We start from the raw sequence: 12,003 nt of genomic DNA, 5'->3' as shown, positions 1-12,003 counted from the left end.
AAAAGTAAAATCCAGGTAATCAGTATAATCAGCGTAATCCTGAGTCAGACAACCTTCGCGTATTTACAAAATACTGGAAGATCCAACCCAGTAATACTACCAGCAAGCAGCCGATCGCATTCAGCCAGAGGAAAGACACCGTGCCGGTCCAGTAAATTACCAATACCACAATTTCTCCAATGATGGCCGCCCAGAAAGTAGCTGTGCCTCCTACCCGCTTCAGGTAAAAAGCTACCATGAAAATACCGAGGATCACCCCGTAAAACCAGGAGCCAAGCACGTTCACCACTTCTATCAAACTACCCAGGCTGCCGGCAAACTGCGCTACCACGATACAGAATACACCCCAGATCAATGTCCACAGCTTGGATATTTTCAGATAATGATCTTCTGAAGCATGTTCGTTGTACAATCGTTTGTACACGTCTATCACCGTGGTGGACGCCAGCGAATTCAGCGCCGCAGCAATACTGCCCCAGGCTGCCAGGAAGATGATGGCAATCAGCAATCCCACCAGTCCTTTCGGTAAGCTGTTCACTACAAAATGAAGGAATATATAGTTGGTATCATTGGTGTCTGCGGTAGGATCGGATGCCTTGATGAGTGATAATGCCTGGGTTCTTACCAGCTGCGACCGATCATCGGTTTGCTGCAACGCTTTTTTTGCGGAGGCAATCTGTGTGTGGTTATCTGTTTCGAGTGCAGCAGCCAGTTGCTTTACCTGCTGCTGTTTTAAGGTTCCCAGCTCATTGTACTGGTCTTCCAGTTTCAGCATCGCCGGGCCCTGTTCGGTTTTATGCACCCTTGCCAGCTGTGCTTCATTGAAGAAAATCGGCGCACGGAAATACAGGTAAAAAACAAATACCAGGGCGCCTATCAACAGGATCAGGAATTGCATGGGCACCTTTACAAGACCATTCATCAGGAGGCCCATACGGCTTTCTTTGATTGATTTTGCAGTAAGGTAACGACCTACCTGCGACTGGTCCGTACCAAAGTACGACAGCGCCAGGAAGAACCCTCCTATCACCCCGCTCCAGATGTTGTATTTATCCTGCCAGTCAAATTTCGTAACAATCACATTCAGCTTGTCCATTTTTCCCGACACCTGCAACGCCTGCTTAAAACCAATATCGGCCGGCAACAGGTGAACGACCATCCAGCCCGCGAGGAACATACCTCCGAAAATGATGGCCAGCTGGAATGTTTGTGTGTAGGCCACGGCTCGGGTACCGCCTGCCACCGTATAAATGATCAGCAATCCGCCCATGATCATATTTGTCCAGTACAGGTTCCAGCCCAGTAAAGAAGACAAAATAATAGAAGGTGCACAGATACTGATACCGGTAGATAAACCGCGTTGGATCAGGAACAGGGAGGACGCGAGGGTACGGGTTTTCAGGTCGAACCGTTGTTCCAGGAATTCATAAGCCGTATATACTTTCAGTTTATGGAAGATGGGTACAAACGTGATACAAAGCACTACCATCGCCAGGGGCAAACCAAAGTAATATTGCACAAAGCGCATCCCATCCGTATATGCCTGGCCGGGCGCTGATATAAAGGTGATAGCGCTGGCCTGGGTACCAATGATCGACAGCAAAATGATATACCAGGGCATTGACTGGTTATCCAGGAAATAACTTTCCATGTTTCGCTGGCCACGGCTTTTCCAGACACCATAGCATATGATTACAGTGAGGGTACCGATCAGTACCATCCAATCTAAAGGACTCATGAAAACGTTTTGGTGAATAAGTAGAAGAACGCGACCAGTAACAGCAACCAGGCTGTTACCAATACGTACCACCACGTCCATGACGGGAACAATGGCGGCTTTTCTTCCTGCAGGTTATCTGCTGCCATAATTTAATCGTTTGAGTTGCTTTTAGTCCACATGCTGCTGGTCAGCAGTCCCAACGCAATACCGATGATCAATCCCACCTGCACGCGCTTGATGGTAAATCCGATCAGCAAACCGAGGATAATACAAAAGCCAGCGGCGATCTTCAGCCTGGGACGATTTTCTTGATGCTTCTTACTCATTGTCTTTCATCCCTATTTTACAGAAATCAGGTTTACAAATAAACGATAGGCGCCGGGTACGCCTGCAGGCAGCTGCCTGAAAAATGATAAGCCGGTGTACACATAGGCTCCTTTACCGTAATGAGCAACGAGGGTTGATCCATCGAGCGGTCCTTCCCCTTTGTCGTTCATGCTGAAAGGCTTATCATAAGCTTTGTCTGCATTAGCGGTGTAATACAAACCTCTTTCCTGTACCCAACCGTTAAAATCGGCCGCAGTAATTTCATTCGGATAATGCAGCACCGGATCTTTCGGGTTGTTAAATGTTACAGCGGCATTTTCATCCGTTACCCGGTCCCGCGACAATCCAAACGGATACGGTCCCAGGTTGCCTGTTACCAGCGGACCATTCACGTTGTACTGGATCACCAGTTTGCCGCCGTTGTTTACGTATTCCATCAGCTTCGGCTGCCAGTATTTCATACGTGCGTTTACGTTATAAGCGCGCACTCCGGTGATGATGGCATCGTATTGCTGCAGGTTACCGCCCATAATATCTTTTTCACCCAGTTCGGTTACATCGTATCCAACCTGGCGGAGCGATGCTGCCACCATGTCGCCTGCACCGGGAATATACCCGAGGCGGTTGCCGTTATGTTTCAGGTTAACGGATACCAGCCTGGCCTGCGCTGGTGGAAACAGGGTGATCAGCGGAATATGATCATAGCGGATCTGCTGTAAGCTCTGCGTATATTCTTTACCGTTACAGGTCATTACAACCGTGAGGGTATCTGCATGATTTTCCGCTACACCTTTAACGGGTTTGATATCAAACCGGAGTTCCACCTCATCTCCTTTCTGTTTTAAGCTAAAGGGCTGGCTGTTGCCATCGGTGAAGCCGGCGGGCAATTGCAGACGTACAGTTCCCTGTACGTTATCAGCCATCGCGCGGAGCTTCACAGGTACCGACTGTGCTTTGGTATCTGTAAAAATATATACCTGGTTGCTGAGATCGGCTACTACCGGCGGTGCTATCACCAGCGGCTGATACAGCTCTCCCTTTACAGGGTCGGTATATTTATATTGTAAAGGCCGTGCAATGGTAAATGGTTGTCCGCCGATAGTCAGGTGGATTTGCGCCTGCAGTGCAGGAATATTTTCAGGATTGCCCACCAGCAGCGGATCATTGATGATGTAAGTACCTACCGGGTGCGCGTCTGCCAGCCAATAAGGCTGCGACTCCGGCGTGCTGGCGGGTACCTGCATTGTTTTGGAGATGCTGGTGAATTTATTAAAGGCCAGTGGTTGCTGATCGCCTGCATTGGTATTGCCGGGCAGATCAATCTTATCCAGCGTTATTTTTAACGGCCCCCTGTTGATCAGTTGCACGGTGGCTTCCATATTGGTTCCGGGCACTACGGTAGGTGAAGTGCTGTAGGCTTCTGCCCACAGGCCTGCGCATGCGTAGATCAGTTGCTCGGTTTCTTTCAGCTTCAGATCACGCCAGTACCCTTCCGGTAATGAGCGGATGGCGCTGCGTATTTCCAGCAGGGCGGGCACGGAGGCCGCAGGATCTTCCATATTGTAGGCCGCGAGGGCGGCGTCTACCAGGGCACCTACTTTGTTGCCGCCGGGAATCCTTGTCCAGCTGGTATTGATATCGTCGAGTAAACTGTTTTTGGGTGTGTTGCCTTTAATCGTCAGGAAATATTCCTGCGAGCTGCCCCTGGCTGCCGCAACGCCAAATCCCTGGCTTTTGTGCTGGGAGCGGCTTTCGGCGGCAATCTCACCAAAGCCTTTTCCAAGCAATGGATTATAGGCGCCTACATCTATTTTAAACTGATCGTCGGAGGTAGTGTTGACATTACCGAAGCTGAAGGTATTCCAGAGGATCCGTTTTGCCTGCCAGGGTTTTACCCGTGTCAGCTGTTCGGGAAAGCGTTTGGGATCGGCTGCGGCGCTATAGGCTTCCTCCGCCAGCATGGCCGAAGCGGTATGATGTCCGTGTCCGGCGCGACTGTCGGCCGGGAAGCGGCAGATGATCACATCCGGTTGAAATTTGCGGATCATATATACTACATCTCCCAGGATCTGTTCCCTGTTCCAGATGGTAAATGTTTCCTGTGGATTTTTGGAGAAGCCAAAGTCCTGTGCACGGGTAAAAAATTGTTCTGCACCATCGATGCGGCGTGCCGCCAGCAGTTCCTGTGTACGGATCAGGCCCAGTAACTCGGACTGTTCATTGCCGACCAGGTTTTGCCCGCCATCACCGCGGGTGAGCGACAGGTAGCCGGTGCGATATAGTTTTTCCTTTGCCAGGTAACCGAGCAAACGGGTGTTTTCGTCGTCAGGATGGGCGGCAATGTACAATACGCTTCCAAGCGTATCTAACTTTTTCAATTGCAGTTTTATGTCGGCTGCGTTCCATACAGGTGAAGGCTGTGCCAATGCGGGTAAACCCAATGCTGCCAATAAAATTATAACCAGTGCGGTAGATCGTCTTATAAACATTTGTTGGTACGTGAATTTACAGATGGCCAAAAGTAATAATTAATTAGTGGGACGGGAAGATAAATATGATGAACGTAGCAGAACGCAGGATCGCAGTATCTTCAATACATATACGAACAGTAGCTGTATCAAAACCGAACAGTTTAAATATATTCTAAATATACATTCTTTTGGTTTATAGTGGTACCGGTCAGTGGCATCTCCTTTGGGCAACACGAACCACATATTCTCTGCTATGATAAAAAACTACCTGAAGGTTGCCTGGCGTAATCTGATCAAAGACCGCCGGTTTGCTTATCTCAATTTAATTGGTTTATCTACAGGGCTTGCATGTGCGCTCCTGATCTATGTTTGGGTACAGGATGAACTGAGTATCGACAAATTTCATAAAAACGACGCCACCCTTTTCCAGGTATTGGAAAACAGAGTACAGGCGAGCGGTATCTGGACGGCGAAATCCTCTCCTGTACCAATGCCCGAAGCGCTGAAAAAAGACATGCCCGAAGTGGAGTATGCCGCCTATGTCTCTCCCGTGAGGCAATCCACACTTTCTGTAAAAGATGATGTTGGCATAAAGACCAAGGGTAAATATGCGGACAAGGATTTTTTCAATATGTTCTCTTTTGATCTGATGGAAGGAAATCCAAACCAGGTGCTGGCTGATCCAACAGCTATTGTGCTATCTGATGTTATCGCTACAAAATTGTTTGGCACTACCGAAAATGTGATCGGCAAAACGGTCGACTTCCAGCATGAGCAAAAATTTGTTGTTTCTGGTGTGTTTAAAGCACCTGATCAACATTCATCGGAACAGTTTGATTTTGTTTTACCTGTCCGCATGCTGAAGATGATAAAGGAAAACGCTGATGAATGGGGCAATACAGGATACTACACGTTTATAACGCTAAAACCAGGCACCAACATCAACAAGTTCAATGCTAAAATCGCCAACTACATTAAGCTTAAAACGAACAATGAGATTACCTACCGCACGCCATTCATTCAGCGTTATTCAGAGAATTATTTGTATGGCCGCTTTGAGAACGGTATCCAGGTGGGAGGCCGGATAGATTATGTACGGCTGTTTTCCATTATCGCCATTTTTATACTGGTGATTGCCTGCATCAATTTTATGAACCTCTCTACTGCAAAGGCAGCCGGAAGGGCAAAGGAAGTAGGCATCAAAAAAGCGATGGGCGCCGGCCGGGGTGTACTTATGCTGCAATACCTCGGGGAATCTATGGTAATGGCTTTTGCATCGCTGCTGATGGCCATTTTACTTGTGTTCCTGTTGCTGCCGGTTTTCAACAATCTTACAGGGAAACAACTCTCGTTGTTCCATTTTGATACCGCACTGATATTATCAGGACTCGGCATTACATTCTTTACCGGTTTAGTGGCAGGTAGCTATCCTGCGTTTCATCTTTCAGGGTTTAAGCCTGCTGCCGTGCTGAAAGGAAAGATCAATGGTTCTGTGGGGGAACTGCTGATCAGGAAAGGATTGGTGGTGTTTCAATTTTCCCTCTCCATTGTACTGATCGTTGCGGTGTTGGTGGTGTACCGGCAGATCAGCTTTATCCAGACAAAAAATCTGGGTTACGACAGGGACCATGTAATTACGTTCGCGAAAGAGGGAAAACTGTCACGGAACGAGGTAAGTGAACGTTTTCTTGCTGAGGTGAAAGATATACCGGGAGTAAAAATTGCTTCTGGTATGGGGCATGGATTAACCGGTCATAGCAGCGGTACCTCCGATGTAGTATGGGAAGGAAAGGATCTGAAAGATGAAACCGAATTTGAAGTGGTGGATGTAAATTATGACCTGCTGAAAACGCTGGATATTAAGATAAAAGAAGGCCGGGATTTTTCACGCAACTTTGGCGCTGACACCTCCATGATCATCTTTAATGAAGCCGCCATAAAATTCATGGGGATGAAAGACCCTGTTGGAAAATCCGTTAAACTGTGGGGTAAGGATATGCGGATTGGAGGAGTTGTGAAGGATTTTCATTTTGAATCCCTGCACGAAGAGGTAAAGCCCTTGTTTTTTGAGCTGTCTCCGGAAAATGCCAACCGGTTTATGATTAAAGTAGAAACAGGCCGGGAGAAAGCGGTGATTGCCAGATTACAGGAAATGTACCTGCAAATGAACCCGGGGTTCTCTTTTGATTACAAGTTCCTGGATGAAAGATACCAGACCTTATATGCCGCAGAAAACCAGATCTCCCGGTTGTCCAGATACTTTGCCGGTCTTGCTATTCTCATTTCCTGTCTTGGTTTATTCGGACTGGCCGCCTTTACAGCGCAGCGGAGAAATAAAGAAATTGGCATCCGGAAAGTACTGGGCGCCACTGTAGGTACTATTGTGATGATGTTGTCGAAGGATTTCCTGCGACTTGTATTGATCGCTATGCTGATTGCTTTCCCGGTGGCCTGGTGGGCTACCACGCAGTGGCTGAAAGGGTTTGCCTATAGTATCCGTATAGACGCCGGGATATTTGTAGTAGCGGGTATTTCCATTATCCTGCTCACCTTCCTGACCATCAGTTTTCAATCGGTAAAGGCTGCATTGGCTAACCCCGTGAAGAGTTTGAAGTCAGAATAAATAGAAAAGTCCCGGTGAGAACCACCGGGACTTTATTTCTTCATAAGCAAAAATCCAACCAGCTCGTAAGCAAAAACCAATTATTAACAAAGGCGGTTTAGATTTAATTGTAACCTTCGTTCTGCTGGTTGCGTATGTTGGGGTTAGCATCCAGTTCTCTTTGTGGTATGGGCAATATTACTTTCGTACTAGGCCACACTACCGGTATCGTTTTGTCACTCGCCAGGTATTTGGTGAATGAACGTTTTGTTCTGATTAAGTCAAACAGCCGGTGTCCCTCAAAGGCCAGTTCCTTTCTTCTTTCCAACAGGATTGCGTCCAGGAGTGCAGGTCCGGTAACGGTTACCGGCGGTGCATTATGATCGGCGCGTTGAGCCACCAGTTGCAGGTCAGCCTGTGCTTCCGCGGTGCTTCCAAGGTGTGCAGCTGCTTCTGCACGGATCAGGTATAATTCTGCCAGCCGCATCACTTTAATACTTTCTGTGAATGTGCTCACATCTTTGTATTTGGTGATGATGTTTGCCGGGTCTTCGCCACCGTTGCCGGCGCGTTTACCTTTCAGCAGAAAGTCCCTTCTCACATCTGTTGCCTGGTAGATATTGTAGATGTTATTCGTTGCGAGTATATCACCATATCCATCCTGGCTGAACATATAACTTAAACCATCTGTGTTCCGGTTATCTACCGGGGTATTGATGATTTCAAAAACGGTTTCATTATTATTGGTGATCTTAAAATCGCTCACCAGTTCTCCGTTCAGCAGCAATGCGTATTTGTTGGACCGGATCACCGCATCCGCATAAGTTGCAGCGCCCTGCCAGTCTTCTTTATACAACAATATCCTCGACAACAGCGCCCTGGCGGAATACACATTAATACGTCCGGAAGAGAAAGCCGTGCTTTTGCTTTCTTCAAACCTGCTGATCGCCGTGGTAAGGTCGCGGATGATCTGCGCATATGTATCTTTCATACTACTGCGTGAAGGCGACTGCACCGAATCCACATTGGTGACGGTCACAATCGGAATGCCCATGTGCGTGGCGCCGGGTGTATAATTATATGGCTGCGCAAACATGCGCGATATATCAAAGAACACCTGTGCCCGCAATGCGTAAGCTTCCGCTACAATCTGTTTTGCCTCTGCGCTGTCTGCCGCCGATGGTAACAGGGAGATGTTGGGTCCCTTCATAATTACCATATTGGCATTGGCTACTACGGCGTATAACTGGTTCCATGAATCGGTGGTATACTGGTCGTTGGCAGTAACAATGTACTGGTCCTGGTTACGATACCGGTTGCTGTTGATGACGCTGATAAATCCATTGTCGGACCGGAGATCAGGCAGCAGCGGCATGGTGCGTCCGTAATAATTTTCATTCTGCATCAGCGAATACACGCCATTGATGGCCGCCCGCAGTCCGGGCAGATCGGTAATAGCGCGACCGGTTTCTGTTGACTGGTCCGGTTTCTGATCAAGGAAATCCTTGCTGCAGGCGCCGAGTAAGCCAGCCAGTAATATCAGTAAACCGTATGTATATTTCTTTTGCATGAATACCTTAAAAATTTACATCCAACCCTACCAGGAAGGTTTTAAATACTGGCGGACGCTGATCATAATCTCCTGTTACCGGTACTTCCGGGTCCATTGTGAGATACTTATCTTTTACATACGTCCATAAATTATTGCCGCGTACATATATTTTCACTTCGTTGATATTGGCTTTCTTCAACCAGTCTTGCGGCAGGTTGTAAGCGAGCATCACGTCCCTCAGCCGGATAAAGCTGCCGTCGTACAGGAACCGGGATGAGCTCTGGTTGCTTAAACCGGATTGTGTGCCACCGAATACTACCTTGGGTACATTGGTGATATCGCCGGGTTTCTGCCAGCGGTTTTCATAGATGAGGCGCGACATTTTTGCGCCTCCGCCAAATCCACCACTGCCATCTGATTCTGTGAATGTTCCCCAGTTGTCGTATACTTTGTTTCCCCAGTTATAAAAGAACTGGAAGCTGAAATCAAATCCTTTGTAGCTGAAATAATTGGTAAGGCCGCCATAAAATTTTGGCAGGGCGCTTCCCTGGTTAAACCTTTGTGCTTCGCCGTAAGATTTGGTGGTAGCGGTTTTAGACGCATCTTTATACCACAGTGCTTCACCTGTTTGCGGATCCGCCCCTGCGAATCCTGCGAGAAAAAACTGGTAGAAATCTGTTCCCACTTCTCTTTTATACGGGATGCCGGTAATTGGATTATCCAGCCGGGTAATTTTATTATTCAGCGTTGAGATGTTGGCATCTGTACGCCATGAGAATTCATTTTCATTTTTTGCGATGATGTTGCGGGAAGAAAGGGATATTTCCCAGCCGCTGTTTTTCATCTCTCCATTATTTCTGAAAACAGTAGTAATACCATTTGCAGAAGATACCGGTACATTGAGCAGTAACCTTGAAGTGGTTCTGTTATAGTATTCCACCGAACCGGACAACCTGTTTTTAAGCAGGGCAAAATCCAGTCCTATATTAAATGGCCTGTTCTGTTCCCATGTAAGGAAAGGATTGGGGTATTGCGTGAGCACATACCCCGGTTTCCCATCATAATCATTTGCCGGACTATACAGCGACAATGAAGCATAATTATCAATAGCCTGGTTTCCGTTGCTGCCGTAGCTGGCTCTTATCTTTAATTCGTTAATGACGTTTACATTCCGGAGGAATGGTTCCCGGTAGATATTCCACGCGGTTCCAATGGACCAGAATGCGGCACTTCTTTTCTGACGGCCGAACCTGGAAGAGGCGTCTCTCCGGATGGAGGCGGTCAGATAATATTTCTGCTGGTAATCGTAGCTGTTATTCAGAAACAATCCTGTTAATGAATTTGCGTTGGATACAGAGGATACACTTTCCGGTTTGGAAGCATCGGCCAGCAGCTGCAGGTCGGGCAGCAGGTTGGAGGCTGCTGAGGAGTTACCGCTGTTGGTTGTTTTCTGTGCTTCATATCCTACAAAAGTGTTGATTCCGTGGTAACCCCATCTCCTGTTGAACCGCAGGATATTTGTAGATACCCAGTTGTTCCACAGGTTGTTGTTTACCGATACCCAGCCATTGGTATTTCTTCCGTCGCCAAATCCCGGTGCAAAAAATGAATTGCTGCGGGCGTAGTTCAGGTCGAGGCTGATCTTCGTTTCAAAGGAAAGAAAATCAGTGAATGCATATTTGGCGCCGGCCCCGCCGAGCAGGCCATAGATGGTACCTGTGCGGGTATCGCCATTCAGTACTGCCACCGGGTTAAAGGTGTTGTTGTAGCTGAAGTCGTAGCTGCCATCGGCGTTATAAATTTTCAGCCAGGGTTGCAGGCGGACGAGTGAGCGTACCGGGTTAGCCATCAGTCCTACATCTCCTACTGCGTTTGCACGCTGGTAGGATAACGACAGGTTAACGTCGAATGATAGGCGGTTGGTGGCCTGGTTGCTCAGGTTGAGCTTACCCGTCATACGTTTATAGTCCACTCCTTTCAGGGCTGATTTGGAATCATATAAGCCGCCGGAAACATAAAATTTTGTTTTATTACTTCCGCCTGCGGCAGATAGATTGGCTTGTGTATAGCCTCCATGGCGGGTTAGCACATCGATCCAGTTGGTATTAACGGTTGTATCCACGCCACGTGCGCGGAGTTCCCGTTGAAAACCGGCTTCCCCTGTGCCATCTGCTTTGTGCGCCCATCCTTCGCGGAGGAGTTCCATCATCTCGTTGGTATTGAGCGGATAGTTGGCCTGCGGAATGGTGAGCTGGTTGCTGCCTCTTTGTATGGTTGCGCCGATCTTTGTTCTGCCCTGGCTGCCGGTTTTCGTCGTAATCAGTATTACACCGTTGGCAGCGCGGGAGCCATAGATCGACGCAGAAGCTGCATCTTTCAAAACAGAGATAGAAGCGATATCTGCGCTGTTAATTCCTGCCAGGGAATTAACATTATAATCGGTGAGGTTGTCTGTTACCACAGGCGTGCCGTCTACCACGTAAAGTGGCGAGCTGCCTGCGGTAATAGAGCCTATACCACGTATGTGAATACTGGGTATGGATCCGGGCTGGCCGGAACCATTGGTAGATTGTAAGCCGGGTACATTGCCTTGTAAGCTTTCCTGGAAGCTGCTACGGGGCGCTTTATCATACAATGAAGCACTTACCATAGTAGCTGAACCTGTCAAAGAACTTTTTGTTTGCACGCTATAAGCTACTACCACTACTTCATTCAATCCTTTGGAATCGTCTTTCAGCATGATGTTGAGATGAGCCGTGTTGTTTACCGTCACCCGCTGTTCTTCATAACCAATGAAAGAACAGATCAACGTTGCTGAGGAAGGCGCTTCCATGTGGAATGCTCCGTTCTCATCTGTAGTAGTTCCCTTATTAAGACCTGCAATACGCAAACTCACACCTGGCAGCGGATGTCCGAAAACATCTGTTACCGTTCCGTTGATACTGACATTCCTGATCTCTTTGTTTTCCGGTGCAATAGCCACCAGGGTGGCAGAAAGCTGTTTAAACGTGAGGCCGGTGTTTTTCAGTATCTTCTTTAAAATATCTTCTGTCAAAGCATTGGTTTCATTCACCGACACTTTTTTGCCTGTGGGAATAAGATCGTTGCGGTAAACAAAACGGTAACCGCTTTTCTTTTCGATCATCTTCAGCAGCCGTGTCAATGGCAATGAATCTGCTTTGATGGAAATGCGCCGGTCCTGTTGACCGAAGACATTCCCAGTTATTTGCAAACAGGTAATAAGAATAATAAAGGACACCAGTTTCATTATCAGTACAACTTTTCCCTATGTTTTTAGACGCAAAAGGATTACATAATGTATGATTTTTTT

The 12,003-nt window shown here is 47.6% G+C and carries 7 protein-coding genes; 1 reads left to right on the top strand and 6 read right to left on the bottom strand.

Translation table 11 applies throughout. The features are described from left to right. Positions 1-28: 28 nt before the first annotated feature. The 4 genes from QFZ48_RS26765 to QFZ48_RS26750 are packed head-to-tail and all read right to left on the bottom strand — an operon-like array spanning position 29 to position 4,536. Positions 29-1,738 (bottom strand): sodium:solute symporter, encoded by a 1,710-nt coding sequence (locus QFZ48_RS26765; protein WP_429064604.1) that lies wholly within the window; start codon positions 1,736-1,738, stop codon positions 29-31. Further along, entirely contained in the window at positions 1,735-1,866 is a 132-nt protein-coding gene (locus tag QFZ48_RS26760; protein ID WP_429048051.1) for a hypothetical protein, read from the bottom strand. The genes QFZ48_RS26765 and QFZ48_RS26760 overlap by 4 nt, the downstream gene beginning before the upstream one ends. Before the next feature lie 3 nt (positions 1,867-1,869). After that, positions 1,870-2,046 carry a hypothetical protein gene (locus tag QFZ48_RS26755; RefSeq protein WP_370913137.1) on the bottom strand — a complete coding sequence of 59 codons (177 nt, stop codon included), beginning with the start codon at positions 2,044-2,046 and terminating at the stop codon, positions 1,870-1,872. A gap of 12 nt (positions 2,047-2,058) precedes the next feature. Next, positions 2,059-4,536, bottom strand: a complete 2,478-nt coding sequence (locus QFZ48_RS26750) for a PIG-L family deacetylase (protein ID WP_429064602.1) — start codon at positions 4,534-4,536, stop codon at positions 2,059-2,061. 235 nt (positions 4,537-4,771) lie between these two features. On the opposite strand from QFZ48_RS26750, the gene QFZ48_RS26745 reads away from it, so the two are divergent. Beyond that, positions 4,772-7,141, top strand: a complete 2,370-nt coding sequence (locus tag QFZ48_RS26745; protein ID WP_429064600.1) for an ABC transporter permease — start codon at positions 4,772-4,774, stop codon at positions 7,139-7,141. A 103-nt stretch (positions 7,142-7,244) separates the two neighbouring features. On the opposite strand, the gene QFZ48_RS26740 is transcribed toward QFZ48_RS26745, so the two are convergent. Both QFZ48_RS26740 and QFZ48_RS26735 read right to left on the bottom strand, forming a co-directional pair. Further along, on the bottom strand, positions 7,245-8,690 hold the full coding sequence (locus QFZ48_RS26740; protein WP_429064598.1) for a RagB/SusD family nutrient uptake outer membrane protein: 1,446 nt from the start codon (positions 8,688-8,690) through the stop codon (positions 7,245-7,247). Positions 8,691-8,697: 7 nt separating this feature from the next. Beyond that, complete coding sequence (locus QFZ48_RS26735; protein ID WP_429064596.1) at positions 8,698-11,904, bottom strand: SusC/RagA family TonB-linked outer membrane protein; 3,207 nt, start codon at positions 11,902-11,904, stop codon at positions 8,698-8,700. Positions 11,905-12,003: the final 99 nt, after the last annotated feature.

It is taken from the genome of Chitinophaga sp. W2I13, from assembly GCF_050434005.1.
GTDB lineage: Bacteria > Bacteroidota > Bacteroidia > Chitinophagales > Chitinophagaceae > Chitinophaga.
Note: the sequence above shows the minus strand (reverse complement) of the source record. Positions and strands in the feature narration are given on the sequence as shown.

What these genes read in the sequence shown, in the direction of transcription:
- QFZ48_RS26765 (WP_429064604.1), bottom strand. Translation starts at nt 1,738, where the DNA reads ATGAGTCCTTTAGATTGGATGGTACTGATCGGTACCCTCACTGTAATC.
- QFZ48_RS26760 (WP_429048051.1), bottom strand. Translation starts at nt 1,866, where the DNA reads ATGGCAGCAGATAACCTGCAGGAAGAAAAGCCGCCATTGTTCCCGTCA.
- QFZ48_RS26755 (WP_370913137.1), bottom strand. Translation starts at nt 2,046, where the DNA reads ATGAGTAAGAAGCATCAAGAAAATCGTCCCAGGCTGAAGATCGCCGCT.
- QFZ48_RS26750 (WP_429064602.1), bottom strand. Translation starts at nt 4,536, where the DNA reads ATGTTTATAAGACGATCTACCGCACTGGTTATAATTTTATTGGCAGCA.
- QFZ48_RS26745 (WP_429064600.1), top strand. Translation starts at nt 4,772, where the DNA reads ATGATAAAAAACTACCTGAAGGTTGCCTGGCGTAATCTGATCAAAGAC.
- QFZ48_RS26740 (WP_429064598.1), bottom strand. Translation starts at nt 8,690, where the DNA reads ATGCAAAAGAAATATACATACGGTTTACTGATATTACTGGCTGGCTTA.